Origin of the sequence: Natrinema amylolyticum (genome assembly GCF_020515625.1) — an archaeon.
Classification (GTDB): domain Archaea; phylum Halobacteriota; class Halobacteria; order Halobacteriales; family Natrialbaceae; genus Natrinema; species Natrinema amylolyticum.
In genome coordinates, this window is sequence record NZ_JAIWPJ010000001.1 from 982,913 (window position 1) to 1,001,935 (window position 19,023).

Here is a 19,023-nt window from a genome sequence, read left to right on the forward strand (position 1 = left end):
GATCCCGACTGCCCGTGAGAGGGCAATTCTCAAGACGACTGACCCGAAAGGAACGGGTATGAGTTCGTCGGAATCGGACGGCGTGACGCTGGCGGTCCGCGCGGCGGAGAAGGGAGACGCCGGTCGGGGCGTCGCACGGATTCCGGAACCGGCGCGGCGACAGCTCGGTATCTTGAGCGGCGACACCGTCGTGATCGAGGGCGACGAGACGACGGTCGCCAAGATGTGGCCCGCCGACCAGTCGGTCCCGGAGAACGCGATCCAGATCGACGGGGACACCCGCGCGAACGCCGGCGTTCACGTCGGTGACACGGTCTCCGTTCGCGCGAAAGACAAGTCGGCCATCACCGACGCGGACCGAGTCACGCTGATCGCGCCACCGGCGCTTCCCGAACGCCAGCGGCGGGCCGCCGAGACCGAGGCGACGGAGAAGCTCCGCAATCGGCCGGTGCGCGCCGGTGAGCAGGTTCGGATCGAAGGTATCGATCAACAGCCGTTCAGAGTCACCGACACCGATCCCGACGGCGACGTTCGTATCACGGACGCGACGACGATTCGCATCGTCGACGCCGACGCGGGACCGGGCGGCACCGCGAGTGCGAGCGGGTCCGGGGCCACCGACCGCGGTCGCGGGGCGAACGGCTCCTCGGGCACACCGGCTACCGCCGGCTCCGGTTCCGAAGTCGATATCGACGAACCCGGCCCGAATTCCGGTGTCACCTACGAGGACATCGGCGGGTTAGACGAGGAACTCGAGCTCGTCCGCGAGATGATCGAGCTCCCGCTGTCGGAGCCGGACCTCTTCCGCCGGCTCGGCGTCGAACCGCCGTCGGGTGTCCTGCTGTACGGCCCGCCGGGGACCGGGAAGACGCTGATCGCCCGCGCGGTGGCCAACGAGGTCGACGCCAACTTCGAGACGATCTCCGGCCCGGAGATCATGTCGAAGTACAAGGGCGAGAGCGAGGAGCGACTCCGCGAGGTGTTCGAGCGCGCGGAGGCGAATGCGCCGACGATCGTCTTCTTCGACGAGATCGACTCCATCGCCGGCCAGCGCGACGACGACGGCGACGCCGAAAACCGGATCGTCGGCCAGCTACTGACGCTGATGGATGGCCTCGACGCCCGCGGCGAGGTGATCGTTATCGGCGCGACCAACCGCGTCGACACCATCGATCCCGCGCTCCGCCGCGGCGGCCGCTTCGACCGCGAGATCCAGATCGGCGTCCCCGACGAGGAGGGCCGCCGGGAGATCCTCGAGGTCCACACCCGCGGCATGCCGCTCGACGACGACGTCGACGTCGACGCGATCGCGAGGCGGACCCACGGCTTCGTCGGCGCGGACTTGGACGCCGTCGCGAGCGAGGCAGCGATGGCCGCGATCCGCGATCGGCCGACCGAGACCGACGAGCGGCGGGACTGGAACCAGGACCCGACGGTCCGGAAGACGCACTTCGACGCCGCGCTCGCGTCCGTCGAACCGTCCGCGATGCGCGAGTACGTCGCCGAATCGCCGACCACCGACTTCGCGGACGTCGGCGGCCTCGAGGCGGCAAAGCAGACGCTCCGGGAGTCCGTCGAGTGGCCGCTGACCTACGATCGGCTCTTCGAGGAGACCGACACCGATCCGCCCTCCGGCGTCTTGCTGTACGGGCCGCCCGGCACCGGAAAGACGCTGCTCGCTCGGGCGCTGGCGGGCGAAACGGACGTCAACTTCGTCCGCGTCGACGGCCCCGAGATCGTCGACCGCTACGTCGGCGAGTCGGAGAAGGCGATCCGCGAGGTGTTCGAGCGCGCGCGCCAGTCGGCCCCGTCGATCGTCTTCTTCGACGAGATCGACGCCATCGCGGCCGCCCGAGGCGACGGCCACGAAGTCACCGAGCGCGTGGTCTCCCAGCTCCTGACGGAACTCGACGGGATGCGAGAGAATCCGAATCTCGTCGTACTGGCCGCGACCAACCGCAAGGACCACATCGATCCCGCACTGCTCCGTCCCGGTCGACTCGACACGCACGTCTTCGTCGGCGAACCCGACAGGGAGGCCCGCGAGAAGATCCTCGACGTCCACACCCAGGGGAAACCGCTCGGCGACGACATCGATATCGCGGAACTCGCGGCCGAACTCGAGGGGTACACCGGGGCCGATCTCGAGGCGCTGATCCGGAACGCATCGATGCGAGCGATCCGCGAGGTCGCCACCGAGTACGGGCCCGAAGCGGCGAACGAGAAGGCATCGGAGGTGCGCATCGAACGCCGTCATCTCGAGGCCGCTCGAGACGAGACGGACGCGACGTGACGTCCGACCGATCGCTGTTGACTCGCCACGCACCGAGCGGACAATTACGGCTTTTCCTCCTCGTTCGCCGGTAGCGAATCGAGTTCACTGGGCGTTCCGAGAACGGAGAGTCGGTCGCCCGCCCGTAGCGTCTCGTTTCCGTCGGGAAACGGGATCGCCTCGTCGTCGCGAACCACGACGAGCGCTGTTCCGGAGAGCCACTCGACGAACTCGTTGTCGAGGGCTCCACCCTCCCGGACCATCACGGACCGGACCATCTCGTCGGCGGCACGGAGCACGGACATGAAGCCGTAGCCGTCATCGGGCGGATCCGACCGCGTCGTCAGTCGATACGTCGACTCCGGATCGAACGCGAACTCGTCGACGGTATCGGCGCTGACGGTGATCGTCGTGATATCACCCGCTGTGGCCCGGAGCGTCCCGGTTGCGACGAGCCGACTCGAGTCGCCGGCGGTCGTCCAGACTTCGACCGGATCGCCGGCGCTGGCGGTCGGCGACGGATCGGCTCGAATCGCAACGGCGACCGTCCCCGACGGGAGCATCGCACCGATTCCGGTGCGGCATCGGCCGACCGCAAGATGATCGACCGTCCCGTCGCCGTCAGTCGTGACGGAGACGTGGCCGATATCATAATCTCGCTCGAGGCGGGTCGACAGTCGCGATCGGAGCGCGGAGGCCTCGCCGGACTGCGGAACCAGCATCGTCCGACCGGCGAGCTCGCGCGTGACCGACGCGTCGACGGGCGGGTAACCGTCGATATCGTCGATCCGCTCGGGCAGGTCGATCGGCGTCGGTCGGCGCGCCGACCGAACGAGCGATGCGACGTCGCCGGTGGCCGCCACGCGCTCGATACCGAAGGCGTCGCGGGCGAACTGATCGCCGATCCGGCGACCGCCCTCGGCCGCGACCGCACTGACGGCGACCGCACCGAGGAAGTACGCGGCGGTCGCGTGATGGACGAGCGGCGTGTCACCGATACTCGCCGCGCGGTCGAGCCCCGCCAGATTCAGCCAGCCCGCGACGACGGCGAGCCCGGCGAATACGCCGACGCCGACCGGGACCGCTCGAGCGCTATATCCCCGGTACCCGAACGCGACGCCCGTCGCTATGATGCCGGCAAGCAACGCGAACCCGAGGCTATTGACCAGCGCCGTTTCGGTCCATTCGGTTACGATCGACTGCAAAACGACGGATCCCGTCACGACTTCCCCACCAGTTCTGGCGTCACGGTCGCGTCCGGTCTCGTCTCACAATCGTCGAGACGTCGTTTCACTGCGGCACGCGGACCGACGACGAACATCTCGGCAGTGGCTTCGAGCGATTCCTCGCTCGGATCGACGGTCCATTGATCGCGGCCGGCTGCCGTTTTCGTGTGCATCGCAACCGTCCCATCGACGCCGGTATCGCTACGACGGGTCGCCGCGAGCACGCGGAGGTCGCTCGTTTCGTCGGTCGATTCGAGGATGGCTTCGATCTCGCCGCCCCTCGCGTGACGAACCGTATAGTCGGCTCGCTCGAGTCTGGAAAGCGCCTCGCGATCGGCGTCCGGCGCGCTGGCGGGAACGACGATGCGACACCGATCGGCAGTGAGCAACGTGTCGGCGCGACCGGCGGGCACGGCGACGATGACTCGGGCATCGCCACCGTCCGCTTCAGGGACCGATCGCTGGATCGCGGTCGTCGATCCGGCGGCCATCCGACCGTCGGTCTCGGTCGGCCGCTCGGTATCGGTTCCGGGCCGGTGACCGCGTTCGGGTCCCTGATCCGTCCCAGTCCGACCGTTCACGCTCGCTGCGTCGGCCCGACCGACACTCACGATCGTCCCCCGTACTGCATCGTCTCGAGCGTGAACGACGATCTCGTCACCCGGTGCCGCCCCTGTCGGCAGGGCCGCCCCTGTCGGCAGGAGAGCCGTAATCGAGACGGCGCGCCAGCTGTCCGGCACTGTCGTCGAGTCGCCGCCGGACGGCGGTGCCGCGGCGATCGTCGCCCGACCCCGACCGTCGATCGACACCGAGACCGCAGCCAGGTCGTACTCCGTTCGGAGCCGAGCCGCGAGCCTGGTCTCGAGCGCCGCGAGCGGAAGGTCCGCGGGGAGGTGCCACGACTCCGTCTCGAGGGCCGTCCGCAGGTCGGGGGAGAGCGACGGGTAGCCGTCGATATCGCGAATTCGTCCCGTCGCGCGGATCGTCACCTGTCCCATCGCGTCGACCGAGTCGATAGCGTCGCCGGAGAGCGCGCGCGTTCGCATGACCGGTCGCTGGGTCCCGAGCGGGGGTTCCAATGCGACGCGTTCGCCCTGACTGGCCGCGTACAGTGCCAAGAGAGTGATCGCGACGCTCGCCGATCGCGGGAGCCCCTACGGCACCGAGGAGACCGGCGGCGACCGCGGGGCCGATTCCGAGTACCAGCCCGAACGCGATGCCGATGATGAGTTCAGCATAATTCGAGGTGGAGCCTCCGGCCTCAAGAAGTGAACGTAGTGAGCGAGTAGGCCGGTGAGGAAACCGACATAGGACGCCACAACCGGCACACTGCAACGAACCGACTCCCGAGCGTTTAAGAACCATTCTCCCTACATCTGAAACATGGAGGTCCGGCGTACCGCACCCGTCAAACTCGTCGTTCCCGACGAGCGACGTGACGACCTCCACGAATCCGCCCGGCAATTCCTTCACTGTGCCAACCGTGCTGCCGAGTTCTGTTGGTCCGACGCCTCCTACACAGAGTGCGTCACGGCCAACACGACCGCACGCGACGCGCTCTACGATGAACTCCGCGAAGAAACTGACCTCACCTCGAACCTCGTTCAAGAAGCCATCCGGCGCGCCGTCCAAGCTGTTAACGGATGCGTCGAACGGTGGAAAAAGGGGAAGCGGGTGAGCCAACCGGAGTTCACGTCGTGGAGTATGCTTTACGACAAGCGGAGTGCCACGTTCTACCGGAACAAAGTCTCGCTCTCGACTGTCAACGGTCGCGTCGAGTGTGATTTTGAACTTCCCTCGGACAGTCCAACACCATACGAGCGGTACGTGCTGTCCAAGGAGTTCGAGTTCCGTGCGAGCACGCTCCAGTATGACGCAGTGGACGACGAGTTCTACTTCCACATAACCACGCGGAAGTACGACTCTGAAGGAGACGGCGATGACGACGTAGAGGTTTCGGAAGATCCTGAGCACCAAACAGTCCTCGGTATCGACCTCGGTGTCAACAGTCTCGCCGTCTCATCCACTGGACGCTTCTGGCAAGGAGACGACTACGATCACTGGTGCCGCGAGTTCGAGAAACGACGGGGGGAGATGCAACAGCGCGGGACACAACCCGCGCACAACGCCATACTTCGACTCGGAAAGCGAGAAGAAGCATGGCGGAAACAGTACATCCACACGGTCGCCAACGAAATTGTCGCGGAAGCCGTCGACCACGATTGCGACGTAATCGTGTTCGAGGAGTTGACCGACATTCGAGAGCGGGTTCCGCAAGCGAAGTGGCACCACGTGTGGGCGTTCCGACGCCTGTTCGAGTACGTCTCCTACAAGGCACCTGAGAGGGGTGTCTCCGTGGAACAAGTCAAGCCGAACTACACGTCTCAACGCTGTTCTCGGACGGACTGTGGATTCACACACGACGACAACCGCCACGGCGAACACTTTCACTGCCAGAAGTGCGGATACAAGGTGAACGCGGACTACAACGCCGCGAAGAATATCGGGACGCGGTACGCTCGGAAGCGACAGCACAAACTCCGTTCCTCGCCCAAGTCGGGGGGCGGAGACGCACCAGTAAACGTGCGTATAAATGGTGGGACGTTGAACGGCGAGAGTCACCAGCCTATTGCTGGCGACTAATCACCGGGAGTCCACATCAAAGCCCACCCTCAAGGACTGAGGCGTGTAGCGCCGAGGGAGTAGGGTGGGGTAGTTTACTTGGAAAGCGGTTCGTATCGAGACGATCACAGTCGTTCTCCGCCGTCGACTCGCTGCGCGAGTTGCACGCAGCCCTCAAGACGCTCGATATCGACGAAAAAACGAAGTGCAACTGCAATCGAGCGCGGATTCGGATCCGAAGGCGACGATCGCGACTACTGGAAGCCGATGCGGCTGCCGCGACGGCCCGTCGGATCGGGGCCGCTCGTGCCGCCCTGGAACTCCTCTTCGATCTGCTCGTAGTAGTCGAGGATGTCGTCGGTGATCGTCGGCCGGACGTTCTCCATGGCCTGTCGGAAGTGACGCATCTCGACGATGTCGGCCTCCTCGTCCTCGCGCAGCGCCTCGATGGCGGCCTCGCGGGCGATCGACTCGAGGTCACTGCCGACGTAGCCGTCCGTGATCTCGGCGATCTCGCGCAGGGTGACGTCGGCGGCCAGCGGCGTATCCTCGGTGTGGATCTCGAGGATGCGTTCGCGGCCGTCGACATCGGGCTCGCCGATCATGACCAGCCGGTCGAACCGCCCCGAGCGCAGCAGTGCGGGGTCGATCATGTCCGGCCGGTTGGTCGCGCCGATGACCATCACGTTGCCCATCTCCTCGAGCCCGTCGAGCTCCGTCAGGAGCTGGTTGACGACTCGCTCGGAGACGTTCGAGCCGGTCTCACCGCCTCGGCCGGGCGCGAGCGCATCGAGCTCGTCGAAGAAGATGACCGTCGGCGAGACCTGTCGGGCCTTGCGGAAGGTCTGCCGGATGGCCTTCTCCGACTCGCCGACCCATTTCGAGAGGAGCTGCGGGCCGCGCACCGAGATGAAGTTCGCGTTGGTCTCGTTGGCGACGGCTTTCGCCATGAGCGTCTTCCCGGTGCCGGGCGGGCCGTACAGCAGGACACCGGCCGGCGGATCGACGCCCAGCCGGTCGAACCGCTCGGGGCTCGAGAGCGGCCACTCGACTGACTCCTGGACCTGATCTTTGGCGTCCTGAAGCCCGCCGACATCGTCCCAGGAGATCTTCGGGAGCTCGACGAGGACTTCCCGCATCGCGCTCGGTTCGACCTCGTTGAGCGCGCCGCGGAAGTCCTCGCGCTTGACGATCATCCGATCGATCAGGCTCGGCGGGATGTCCTCCTCGTCGAGATCGATTTCCGGCAGGTAGCGCCGGAGCGCCTTCATCGCGGCTTCCTTCGTCAGGCTCTCGATGTCGGCACCGACGAAGCCGTGGGTCTCGTCGGCGAGGTGACCGAGGCTGACGTCGTCGGACAGCGGCATGCCGCGGGTGTGGATCTGCAGGATCTCCTCGCGACCCGTCTCGTCGGGGACGCCGATCTCGATCTCGCGGTCGAAGCGGCCGGGACGGCGCAGTGCGGGATCAACGCTGTCGACGCGGTTGGTCGCTGCGATGACGATGACCTGGCCTCGAGACTCGAGGCCGTCCATCATCGTCAGCAGTTGGGCGACGACCCGGCGTTCGACTTCGCCGGTGACGTCTTCGCGTTTCGGGGCGATCGAGTCGAGTTCGTCGATGAAGATGATCGACGGTGACTCCTCGGTGGCGTCCTCGAAGATCTCCCTGAGTTGCTGTTCGGACTCGCCGTAGTACTTCGAGATAATCTCCGGCCCGGCGATAGAGAAGAAACTGGCGGAGGTCTCGTTGGCGACGGCCTTGGCGAGCAAGGTCTTCCCGGTGCCCGGCGGCCCGTGCAGGAGCACGCCCTGTGGCGGCTCGATGCCGAGCTTCTTGAAGATCTGGGGATGCTTCATCGGGAGCTCGACCATCTCCCGGACCCGCTGGATCTCGTTTTGCAGGCCGCCGATGTCCTCGTATGTGATCCCGCCTCCGGTCTTCTCGAAGCCCGAGATGGGCTCTTCACGGAGTTCGACGTCGGTGTCTTCGGTGATGAGAACGACACCCTCCGGTTCGGTCTCGACGGCTATGAGTGGGATCGCCTGGCCGGGCGATCGCATGAACGGATGGTTCGTCGAGCTCATTACCGGAACGATGTCTCGGCCGACCACGGGCCGCTTCAGGATCTGGCGTTTCACCATGCCAGCGGCGTCGGAGCCGAACTGGACCGACGCCTCTTCCGGCGGTGCGAGTACCAGCTTGTCGGCCTTCGTCGCTTCCGCTTTCCGGATCGTCACCCGTTCGCCGATGCCCACGTCGGCGTTCTGCCGAGTGAAGCCGTCGATGCGGACGGTGTCAGTGTTCCAGTCCTGCCGGTCTGCGCGCCAGACCTTCGCGGCGGTCGTATCTGCACCCTCGATTTCGATGATGTCGCCCGGACTCAGCTTCAGATGCAACAGCGTGTCCGGGTCGAGTCGGGCGATACCACGACCCGAGTCGTTCGGGTACGCCTTCGCAACCTCGAGTTGAACTTCGTTCATATTTTAGGGACGGCGATGTCAATGACTCCGATTCGTGCGCGGATAGGTTTTTTGCTAGTGTGAGTCATTTCCTGTGCTAGTGGCTACCACACTCAGATAAGGCGGGACGCTACAAAGATGTACCGGCCTCGGTTGGTTTTGGCCCTACCGACACCGCACAGACGCGGGCTAGGAGAGGTGGATTTTTGCGTCTTCCGCTCCGAGAACGGAGGTATGCGAGTCCTCGCTTTCGACGGCCGGATGGGTGCCAGCGGCGACATGCTCCTCGCCGCGCTCCTCGACGCCGGTGGCGATCCCGACGCCCTCGAGCCCGTGACCGAGGCCCTCGAGGTCGAATATCGGATCGACGACGCAGTAAAGAGCGGTATCGCCGCGACGGCCGTCGACGTGTTCCTGACGGATGCGGAGGGCGTTCGTTCATGCGCACACGAGGAGTCTGACGCCGACCACGATCACGCCGACCACGATCACGAGAACGACGACCACACTGGTGACACCCGCGACGGCGTTCGAGCCGAGGGCCACGGCCCCCATCGGAGCTATCTCGAGGTCCGCGAGATCGTCGCCGACATGGACCTCGACCCGGCGGTCGAACGCGACGCGCTCGCGATCTTCGAGTTGCTCGGCGAGGCCGAGGCGAGCGTCCACGGCGAGTCTCTCGAGGAGATTCACTTCCACGAGGTCGGGGCCGACGACGCCATCGCGGACGTAGTCGGCGTGGCGGCCCTGCTCCACGATCTCGACCCCGATCGCGTCGTGACGACGCCGCTTTCGACCGGCGGCGGGACGGTGACGATGAGCCACGGCGAGTATCCCGTTCCGACGCCAGCGGTCATCGAGATCGCCGAACGCGCCGACTGGTCGCTGCGCGGCGGGCCGGTCGACGCGGAACTGCTCACGCCCACCGGCGCGGCGATTCTGGGCCACGTCGCCGACGGCGTCGACTCGCTGCCCGCGCTCGACCTCGAGGCCTCGGGCAACGGCGCGGGCGGCTACGACCTCGATCCGCATCCGAACGTCCTGCGGGTGCTGGTCGGTACCGGTGAGGGAACTCTCGTCAAAGACGATATCGCGGTCCTCGAGACGAACCTCGACGACGCGACGCCCGAAGTGCTGGGCGGACTGCAGGAGACTCTCGCGGATGCGGGCGCGCGAGACGTTTCTGTTCTCCCCGCGACGATGAAGAAGTCCCGGCCCGGCCACCTCGTGAAGGTCATCTGCAAGCCTGCGGATCGAGAACGGATCGCTCGGCGATTGGCCGAAGAGACCGGAACGCTCGGGGTTCGCGACACGGGTGTGACGCATCGATGGATCGCGGACCGAGAGTTCGAGACCGTGACGCTCGAGATCGACGGCGAGGAGTACGAGGTCACCGTGAAGATCGCGAGCGATGCCGGCGGGGAGGTCTACGACGTGAGCGCGGAGTACGACGATGCAAAAGAGGTCGCGCAGGAAACTGGATTGGCGACTCGAGACGTGCTTCGCCGAGCAGAAGTCGCAGTTAAATCACCGGCTGAAAGTAGCAGAAATTACTAACCAATTCTGGTGTGTAGAGAGTTGTGACTCGGCTGTCTGTCGTCTAAAAAATAATAGCGGTCTTCGCGCTAATCAGTTGAAGACGTCGTCGAAGTTGATGTCGTCGAAGTCGATGTCGGTGTTGAATTCGTCGTCATCGGTCGCGTCAGCGTCGGCATCGGCATCGGAACTAGCGTCGATGCTGTTCGAGGAGACCGTGGTCGTGTCCTCGACGTTGGCGTTGTTCGTCTGGTCGACGTCCTGCTGCTGGTACGCGTTCGTCTCGGCGTAGCTGTGGCCGGAACTACTGTACGAACTCGCGACCTGCGTCTGAGAGTTGCTGTTACTCTGATCGACGGCGATGTTGGTCGTCGCGGACGAGGTCTGGTTCACGTCATCGACATAAGAGTCGGCGTCTGCGTCGGCGTCGGCGTCAGGCTGTGCTGCTGCAGTTCCTGCGGCCGCTGTGAACATGAGGCCGCCGATCAGTGCTACCGTCAGTGCGAGCGTGAGTGCGCGTTTCATAGTGGTTTCGGTCACCGTGTTTCGGTCGGGCACCACGCGTACGACCACAACGGAGCGGAGAGTGCCCCTCGAGGAGAGAAACTCCTCGTCAGACAGCGCTGTTGCTCATCGCGAACAGGCTGCCTCCTCCCGGTCACTCCCCGCCGTGGCGCGTTGCCCAGTCGCTACTCATCACGGGGACCTATTTGAACCCGGCAAACGGTTTCGGGGCGAATAGCGGCATTAGAGCGCCTGATGGGGATGCTTATCGTCTCAGGGAAAACGTTCAGTTGCGCCCGGTCGAAAATTGTTGTCGTTTCGACGACGCTATCGAATTTTTCAGTTGTGTTTCACCTAGAGCGCTTCGCCGCTCCGTCCCCGAAATCTCTCCTGTGTAACGATTGAAACGCGACCGTGACGCGCTAATGGTCGAATTCGATCGCCAAAACTATTAGTACGTCGTTACAGTCTTCACTCCTTTGATAAACCGCTGTCAGGATAGGCCCTAATCGGCTACAAGACGGTTCCGGTCGCGGAATTCCGTTCCGGAATCGGCCCCGGAAGTCGCCGGTTTCTCTCCGGAAGTAGTGGCCTTCGGATCCATAGGCCGCTTCATACTGCTTCCAACCTGTCGATAACAAAGGGACTCATGCGGATAGGATGGTTTGCGTCGCAGAGACTCAGAAACGAAAGACCATCACGATACAGATCACACGATCAATGACAAACACTACAACGAGACGCTCACGAGCTACGACAATCCTTATGGCCTGTATGATCGCCCTGTCCATGGTGGCAGCCGGTGTACCGGCCGCTACCGCGGGTGGGGAGGGAGAATTGGACGCCGGAACAGTACACGCACTCGAGGACGGTGAGGAACTGTATCTGATCTTCGGTGCCGACCTCGACGGCCAGTCGCTCGAAGAGTACGTCGACGAGCACGCGGAGGGCACGAGCGGCTCCGCCGCTGAGATCATTCAGCACCAAGACGTCGACCAGGTAAACATCAACGAACAGGGCTCCGCGGTGTCGATCGCGATCGACGGTGGCGAGGCGACCGCCATCCAGGAGGCCAACCAAGAGAACGACAACGTCCAGAGCGGTGAGGTGACCGCCGAGAGCCGCAACGTCGAGAGCGCGGAAACCCAGTTCGAGGACGTGGGGACCGTCAACGTCATCATCGGCAACGGCGGCGACCAGCAGTTCGACGGCTGGGCGGTCAAGGACAAGAAGGGTGACGACGAGACGGTCACGCAGGAGGCCGTCGCCGGCGTGGCTCAGTCCCAGGCGGTCGGACAGGTCAACTACAACAACCAGAGCACTGCCTTCGCGTTCGCGATGGACGACAGCGAGGCGACCGCGCTCCAGCAGTCCTACCAGCGAAACGAGAACCTCCAGGAAGGTATGGCCAACGCGTCCAACGTCTACCTCGGTGACGGTGAATTCGGTCACAAGAAGGACAAGAAAGGCGATAGCCACGACACGGACGCGGGCCAAGGTGCGAGCGCACTGCTCGAGCAGTCACAGGACGTCGATCAGACGAACGTCAACGAACAGGGCGGTGCCGTCGCCATCGCGATCGGCGAGAACAGTACCGCCACGGCGATCCAGTTCACCGATCAGAGCAACCTCAACGAACAGATCGGGAGCGCCAGCGCCTCGAACCTGATGGCGTCGGCCGCCGGGATGAACGTCGCGACCGCGGGCGACGTCGACAGTCAGACCCTGTCGACCGAGACTGAGGTCCACAAGCCGGACAAGAAATCCGACGACGGTGCCGAGCAGACCGCAACCGCCGGCGTGGCTCAGGATCAGGAGGTCGAACAGCGGAACATCAACCTCCAGAACAGCGCCCTGGCGATCGCCCAGAACAACAGCGAATCCACCGCGATCCAGCTGGCCTACCAGCAGAACTACAACGCACAGGTCGGCTACGCGGACGCGCTGAACGTCTACGCGAGCCCGGGCTACGTCTCCGACGACGTCACGCGAACCTCGAGTACGACCGTGACGGTCGACGGAAACGCGGGCATGGCCAACCCCGGCATGTCGTACGATTACGCCGGTAACGCCACGCAGACGAACGACGTCGAACAGCAGGCGAGTGCAGCCATCGAACAGAGTCAGTTCATCACCCAGGAGAACCTGAACGAACAGCACACCTCCGTCGCGATCGCCGAGGACGGCGGGAGTGCCGGGAGTTCGCAGGTGAGCCTCCAAGAGAACGAGAACGTCCAGCTCACGTCCGTCGCCTCGACGAACACCTGGGTTGGCGCGTAACGCAATCGCAGTCCGTCACACGGTCGGTTTTCGACCGACGTGACTGACAGTTCCGTTTCTTTTGGAGCCGCTCTACGAGCAGTTCGATGTGTTCTCGAGAACCGCTTCTGTCCGTTGGAAACCACGTGCTCCCGGTGATGACGTCCGTGCATCGCTGACGCTTTCGATCGGACGAGGCGCGGCCGACTCCGGGCGTGATACGCGGTGTCGATGCGAGAGGGACGACTCGTCGGCGGGATCCGTTTCTTCTGACTCGCTCGTTCCGAAGGGCGCGACGGGTCGTATCCGAGACGAACCTGCTGGTAGGAGCTATAATTGAAAGCGTGTGGTATCGGTATCCGATGTTGCCACCTGGACATGTTGCAGTCGGCTACTTGGCGTTCTCGCTCCTCCGACGGGCGTGGCACGGCGACGTCCCGTCAGATGTGTCGATACCGTGGCTCGTCGTCGGGTCGCAAGTACCGGACTTGATCGATAAACCGCTGGCCTGGTCGTTCGGTATCCTTTCGTCGAGTCGGTCGCTCGCTCACTCACTGCTATTTGCTGTCCCACTCGTGTTACTCGTCGATCACTGGCTCCGACGGCGTAACCGATCAGCCGCCGGCGAAGGGTTCGCCGTCGGGTACCTCTCACATCTCGCTACCGACGCGATACCGGCGCTCCGAGACGGACCCGAATGGGTGACCTTCCTGGTCTGGCCCCTGTTAGCGCCGCCGCAATACGCTTCGCGACCGCCGCTCTGGCCGCCCTCCGTCTACTTCAGTTCGGCCGAACTCGCGGTCGGAATCGCCGTCGCCGTCCTCTGGATCGCCGACGGTCTGCCGGGGCTCGGATACGCTCAGTCCGTGCGCAATCGACTGTTGAACAGGTAACGGGTCTGCTGTGACGGCCATGGTCCGATCAGTTTTCGTGATACTCGGCCCCGATCAGCGCTCTCCCGTGAGCTCTCGGGACACCCGTCGGAGGGACGACGGTTCCCTTGGGGGAAGACTCGACTGCTGATCGCGTAGAGGCGGTTGTGCCTCGGGACCGGAAGGACGCGATCGCCGACTACGACTGATTCCGCTCGTCTTCGATATGCAACTTGTCCATGTAAGCGGTCATATCCTGGGGTGCGGGGTCCGTGTTCCCGTGATAGAAATTGCACCAGAACTCCTGAATACGAATGTCCTCCGTGTCGCGCCAGTGCCAGTCGTCACTGTTGTAGACGCGGTTCTGATTGACCCACCCTTGCAACACACCGTCGCTCTCACCCGGCGTGTTCAACTCGATGTACTGGTCGATTTTATACCAGCGTTCCGTCTCGAGGGACGTGTCCCACCACGCGTGCGACCCGTACGTGTCCATCCCGACGTGGTAGACGTAGTTTCCGATCCTGATATTTCCGTCGTCGTCCGGCGTATCGAAGACGCCGCGGGCCGACCACCCGTTCGTACCATCGGTCACCCGACTCCCCCACCCACCTTCCCGCTCCGTTCCTGCGTACCGTCCGGCGAACCCGGGGAGTTTCCCGTCGGTCGCCGGCTGGAACGTCTCGTCGAGGTACAGCCAGTACGACGCATACATCGATTCCGGCTCCGTCTCCTCGAGGCCGTAACTGAGGTCCGCGCCGTAATGTGACCCCGACGGGAAGAACACTTCACACGCTGTGGAATCGGATTCGGAGTTCGATTCGGACGCGGGGCCCGCTTCGATCGACACGTGGTCATCGTGGAACCGCTCGGAAAACGATTCGAGTACGTTCTGTTCGTTGAACGAGATGAGGGTCATTGTATCGTGGCCCTCTATCGGCTACCCCGTCGTCAATCTTCTGGACCATTCGATAGTTGACACGTAACGCAGCCCAATAGCCGGCACGGTTCGGCGAGGAATCGTGGCCCTGGGCCACGCAATCCGTGATACCTCGCCGTTCATCCCCAGTGAAACCGCCCGCCCCAGACGCCCAATAGATAGTGTTGTCAGGGAGTAACGCCGAGGACCGTGTTCGAACCGGTCTTTCTCACCCACGAATTCCCGACGGCGAATCGGACCCCGTTCGTCGCTCAGCAGTAGTACCATCGATCACCGTTCTCCCCTCGAGTGGAGAGGCGACCGCCGGCTTTCGCCGATACGCGTTCCTGCCAGTTATGTTGAGATTAAATATCCCATTATTTAAAAAGCCTTCACATATGACTCTCAAATCTTTTTGTGACTCTCTCTAAGTTGAGTGTATGTCTAAGGAGACGGACACGGACCGTGACACATCAAAACGATCGGCGGTCGGAAGCTCGGATCTCGACGCCCGTACTGAGGAGGCGGGGAGAGCGAACAACATAACTCGTCTTCGGAGCGCGGCGAAGAACAATTTCGGGCGTCGGTCGCTTTTGAAACTGATCGGTGCGGGTTCGATCCCGTTCGCCGCCGGCTCGGCTACAGCCGCTAGTTCCGGTACTTCTCGGAACTCACTTTGGTCGTTCATCACCGAGGAAAGCGCTCAAGCCATTGACTACGAGTTTATCGTTCAGCGCAGTACCGATGGGCTCTCGGTGGAGTTCACTAACGCGGAATACCAATCGCCGAGCGGTCAGGGAATCGAGGGCGGTACGTGGTCGTCGAGAGACTTCATCGACCAGATCAGCGACGACGTGATCCACGCCGGTGGCGCTACCGGCGTAGGCTTCGGCGACGCGTTTAACGTCACTGGCGAGGTCGTCGCCATCTGGATCGATAGTTCCGACATGATGTGGGTCGAACAGGACCGGGAAGAAGTGGTCGACAGCGACCTGTTCCTCGACGAACCACCGACCCCGAGCGAATATCCGAAAGACACGTCGACGTCCGACGGGTCCGACGGATCAAACGAGACGAAAAGCCCGATTTGGGCATATATCACTGGAAACGGTGCCGGGGTCACTTCTTACGAGATGATCGTCAAACCCAGTGCGGATGGACTCGCAGTGAAGTTCACCGACGCGGGATACGAATCGCCGAGCGGCCAGGGGATCGAGGGCGGTACGTGGTCGTCGAGAGACTTCATCGATCAGATCAGCGACGACGTGATCCACGCCGGCGGCGCCACCGGTGGTGGCTACGGCGACGCGTTCGACGTTACCGGCGAGGTCGTCGCCATCTGGATCGAGGACTCCGACGCGATGTGGGTCGAACGGGGCGGCACGGAAGTTGTCGACAGCGACCTGTTCCTCGACGAACCACCGAACCCGAACGAGTGGACTGACGATTCGACCTCCTCTAGCGAGACGGCACCCGACTTCACGGAAACGTTCGGTTCGGGAACGGGAGCGTTCGATAGCGGCTGGCGGATGGACACGATGACGGCCGTCACGTCTCCTACGGCGCCCAGCGGGAACGATGCGGCGTTGCAGACGACGACCCAGAGCGGAGCTCACGTCGGCGGTCACGGTTACATCGAGATGGATCGAGCGGTCGGGTACCAGCCCGAGGAACTACACCAACGCTACTGGGTGTACTTCGGCGAGAACACGAACCCACAGGACGACTGTAAGGCACCCGGATTCAGCGGTGATCCGAACCGAAACCTCTCCGGAACGACCGCGCCGGACGGCTACAACGGATGGTCGGCGCGAGGATCGTACCACGCCGCGTCCGGCGGCATCGAACCCGGCTTCTACGTCTACCACGTCGACCAACCGGATTGGTGGGGGACGTACGAAAGGTGGGGTGTGACGCTGAACCGCTCGCAGTGGTATCAGATCGATCAGTACATCGATCTGAACACGCCGGGAGAGAACGACGGCGTGCTGAAAGGGTGGGTCGACGGCGAGGAAGTGTACTCGCGTTCGAATTGGCGATGGCGGGACACGAGCGATCTGCCGGTTCACGCGTTCTGGCACGACTTCTATCACGGCGGGAACGCGACGGCCAGCAACACGTACTCCATCTACACCGACGAGTACCAGTGTTGGGCCGAGCAAGGCCAGATACTGTAGCGCGTACCGGATGTCCTCTCCGAGGGGACCTGTGATTCGCCGGAGTCTCGATCGAGAGGCCGCTCGAGCCTAATTCACGGGTAATAAACCGATTCTATTCGGTGACCGAATATTGGCCGACGGCGGTTCTACCCGGACAGGCCGCAATCTTCGCCGGACGGAGCACGACGTTCTGTCCGATTCGGTGATCCTGCGGCCCTTCATCTCGATCGACTCCGAATCGATACCGGACCATCGCGGCGATCGCCCCCACTCATTTTTCGATGAGGAGATCCTCGAGAACGAGGAGATCGAGGCCCATTCCGTAGAAGTCTTTCAGGGCCTCTCGCGGCCTCGTAACGATGGGCTCTCCGTGGTCGTTGAACGACGTATTCAGGAGAACCGGAACGTCGGTGATCGCCTCGAACTCCGAGATGAGACGGTGGTACCGGGGGTTCTGTTCCTCACGAACGGTCTGCGGTCGGGTCGTCTCGTCACCCGGGTGCAGAACCGCCGCGATTTCGTCGCGGGAGTCGTCCCTGACGTCGAAGGTCTTGATCATATAGGGTGCCGGCTCGGGGTCGACGAGATACTCGTCGACGGCTGACTCGAGCATGGAGGGCGCGAACGGTCGCCACTCCTCCCGGTGTTTCACGTAGCGGTTGACCCGGTCTCGCGACTCGGTGGACCGGGGGTCGGCGAGGATGCTTCGATTCCCGAGCGCTCTCGGCCCCATCTCGAGTCGGCCCTGGAACCAGCCGACGAGCGCGCCGTCGGCGATCCGTTCTGCGACGGTGCGTGCGAGATCATCGGGCCTCTCGTAGTCGAGTTTGTTCGTCTGAAGGAGCGCTTCGATCTCCTCGGTCGAATACGCTGGCCCCCAGTACGTCGTCGACATGTCCGGCACGTCACCGGGGCGTTTGTCGACCATTCCGCCGCCCACGGCGAGTCCCGCGTCGTGTGCGACCGGTTGAATAAAGACGTCCGCTACGGCAGCAGACTCCATCACTCGCTTGTTCATCTTGCAGTTGAGAGCGACGCCGCCCGCGAGCGCAACGTTCTCGATGCCTTCCCGTCGACAGGACGCTTCGACGATATCGACCACGATCTCCTCCAATAGCTTCTGGGCGGTGTATGCGAGGTCTTTCTCCCACTGCGTGAACTCCTCGGGGCGGTCCTTCATCGATCGACCGAACAGTTTCTCGAGCCGTTCGGCGGCCCGGGTCGTGTGGCCGTCGTGAGTGAGCTTCCGAACGTCGTAGTCGACGCCGGTGTCGATGATCTGTCGGAGCCGCTGTTCGATGGCAGGGTTGTCATCGCCGTACGGAGCGAGGCCCATGACCTTTCCTTCGCCGTTGAACGCACGAAAGCCGAGGAACTCGGTCACGGCGGCGTAAAAGTAACCGAGACTGTTCGGAAACTCGTACGTCCGGAGTCGCGTCAGCCCGGTTCGATCGCCGCGCCAGACGACGGTCGAGTCGTACTCGCCCCGTCCGTCAATGGTGAGGACGATAGCACGGTCGAATCCGGAGGGATGAAACGCACTCGCAGCGTGACAGGCGTGATGGGCGAACCGCTCGATCGGTGGAATCGGGGTCCCGAACTCCGCCTCGAGTCGGCGTTCGAACTGGCGGACGGGAAAAAACCGGTCAACGCCGAGTTGTTTGACGTCTCTTCCGAGCCGATACCCTCGCTCGAGTACCGTCCCGTTCGAAATGTCTCTCGAGACGATACCCCGCCAGATATTGAGCTCGAGTTCTCGTCGGTACGGAAGGACGATGCGATCGACATCCGGTAGTTCCAGATCTCGGTGGTCCAGACAGGCCTGAATAGCGTTGGTCGGAAACGAGTCTACCGCGTGTTTATTCCGTGTAAACCGCTCTTCTTCGACGCCATAGAGGAGTTCTTCTCGATCGAAGAGAACAGCGCCGGGATCGTGACGCCCGAACGAACTATTCGTGGCTGGCTTTACCACCAGCGAGTATCGTGTCATGTTTGGGCCAACTGTATTCTGAATCACCCGTAAATATAATACCCGTTATAGGTAGCGGAGAAATTATCGCTCCGGTGAACGAACATATCAGACGGATTTCGAAGACGCTCGAAGACGAGGGAACGGCAGAAGAGCGGATCTCAGAGCGAACGAATCGATCAGTCGTGGCGTAGTTCCGGGGAACGATCGGGGGAGTGTGAAC

At 63.1% G+C, this 19,023-nt stretch carries 13 protein-coding genes; 7 read left to right on the forward strand and 6 right to left on the reverse strand.

Going from position 1 to position 19,023, the window contains the following annotated elements:
• Nucleotides 1-58 precede the first annotated feature (58 nt).
• On the forward strand, nucleotides 59-2,293 hold the full coding sequence (locus tag LDH66_RS04825; RefSeq protein WP_226479935.1) for an AAA family ATPase: 2,235 nt from the start codon (nucleotides 59-61) through the stop codon (nucleotides 2,291-2,293).
• 44 nt (nucleotides 2,294-2,337) lie between these two features.
• On the opposite strand, the gene LDH66_RS04830 is transcribed toward LDH66_RS04825, so the two are convergent.
• The gene (locus LDH66_RS04830; RefSeq protein ID WP_226479936.1) at nucleotides 2,338-3,495 is read right to left on the reverse strand and encodes a TrkA C-terminal domain-containing protein; all 1,158 of its coding nucleotides are present in this window, start codon (nucleotides 3,493-3,495) and stop codon (nucleotides 2,338-2,340) included.
• Complete coding sequence (locus LDH66_RS04835; RefSeq protein ID WP_226479937.1) at nucleotides 3,492-4,616, reverse strand: DUF8167 domain-containing protein; 1,125 nt, start codon at nucleotides 4,614-4,616, stop codon at nucleotides 3,492-3,494. The genes LDH66_RS04830 and LDH66_RS04835 overlap by 4 nt, the downstream gene beginning before the upstream one ends.
• A 4-nt stretch (nucleotides 4,617-4,620) precedes the next feature.
• Here LDH66_RS04835 and LDH66_RS04840 point away from each other — a divergent pair, with 4 nt between their 5' ends.
• Both LDH66_RS04840 and LDH66_RS04845 read left to right on the forward strand, forming a co-directional pair.
• Entirely contained in the window at nucleotides 4,621-4,770 is a 150-nt protein-coding gene (locus LDH66_RS04840) for a hypothetical protein (RefSeq protein ID WP_226479938.1), read from the forward strand.
• A gap of 111 nt (nucleotides 4,771-4,881) precedes the next feature.
• Nucleotides 4,882-6,141: an RNA-guided endonuclease InsQ/TnpB family protein gene (locus LDH66_RS04845; protein WP_226479939.1), complete on the forward strand. Its 1,260-nt coding sequence runs from the start codon at nucleotides 4,882-4,884 to the stop codon at nucleotides 6,139-6,141.
• A 233-nt stretch (nucleotides 6,142-6,374) separates the two neighbouring features.
• Here LDH66_RS04845 and LDH66_RS04850 read toward each other — a convergent pair whose 3' ends face one another.
• Nucleotides 6,375-8,603, reverse strand: a complete 2,229-nt coding sequence (locus LDH66_RS04850; protein ID WP_226479940.1) for a CDC48 family AAA ATPase — start codon at nucleotides 8,601-8,603, stop codon at nucleotides 6,375-6,377.
• Between the two features lie 213 nt (nucleotides 8,604-8,816).
• Between LDH66_RS04850 and larC the strand changes: the two genes are divergently transcribed.
• Nucleotides 8,817-10,139, forward strand: coding sequence for a nickel pincer cofactor biosynthesis protein LarC (gene larC, locus LDH66_RS04855; protein ID WP_226479941.1), 1,323 nt, complete (start codon nucleotides 8,817-8,819; stop codon nucleotides 10,137-10,139).
• Nucleotides 10,140-10,211: 72 nt separating this feature from the next.
• Here the strand turns inward: larC and LDH66_RS04860 are convergent, their stop codons facing one another.
• Nucleotides 10,212-10,643: a hypothetical protein gene (locus LDH66_RS04860; RefSeq protein ID WP_226479942.1), complete on the reverse strand. Its 432-nt coding sequence runs from the start codon at nucleotides 10,641-10,643 to the stop codon at nucleotides 10,212-10,214.
• A 753-nt stretch (nucleotides 10,644-11,396) separates the two neighbouring features.
• Between LDH66_RS04860 and LDH66_RS04865 the strand changes: the two genes are divergently transcribed.
• Nucleotides 11,397-12,902 (forward strand): hypothetical protein, encoded by a 1,506-nt coding sequence (locus tag LDH66_RS04865; RefSeq protein ID WP_226479943.1) that lies wholly within the window; start codon nucleotides 11,397-11,399, stop codon nucleotides 12,900-12,902.
• Between the two features lie 341 nt (nucleotides 12,903-13,243).
• Nucleotides 13,244-13,774, forward strand: coding sequence for a metal-dependent hydrolase (locus LDH66_RS04870; protein WP_226479944.1), 531 nt, complete (start codon nucleotides 13,244-13,246; stop codon nucleotides 13,772-13,774).
• Between the two features lie 178 nt (nucleotides 13,775-13,952).
• On the opposite strand, the gene LDH66_RS04875 is transcribed toward LDH66_RS04870, so the two are convergent.
• Nucleotides 13,953-14,672 (reverse strand): polysaccharide lyase, encoded by a 720-nt coding sequence (locus LDH66_RS04875; RefSeq protein ID WP_226479945.1) that lies wholly within the window; start codon nucleotides 14,670-14,672, stop codon nucleotides 13,953-13,955.
• Nucleotides 14,673-15,427: 755 nt separating this feature from the next.
• Between LDH66_RS04875 and LDH66_RS04880 the strand changes: the two genes are divergently transcribed.
• Nucleotides 15,428-16,849 (forward strand): polysaccharide lyase, encoded by a 1,422-nt coding sequence (locus LDH66_RS04880; protein WP_226479946.1) that lies wholly within the window; start codon nucleotides 15,428-15,430, stop codon nucleotides 16,847-16,849.
• 253 nt (nucleotides 16,850-17,102) lie between these two features.
• Here the strand turns inward: LDH66_RS04880 and LDH66_RS04885 are convergent, their stop codons facing one another.
• Nucleotides 17,103-18,821: a carbamoyltransferase family protein gene (locus LDH66_RS04885; protein WP_226479947.1), complete on the reverse strand. Its 1,719-nt coding sequence runs from the start codon at nucleotides 18,819-18,821 to the stop codon at nucleotides 17,103-17,105.
• Between the last annotated feature and the right edge of the window lie 202 nt (nucleotides 18,822-19,023).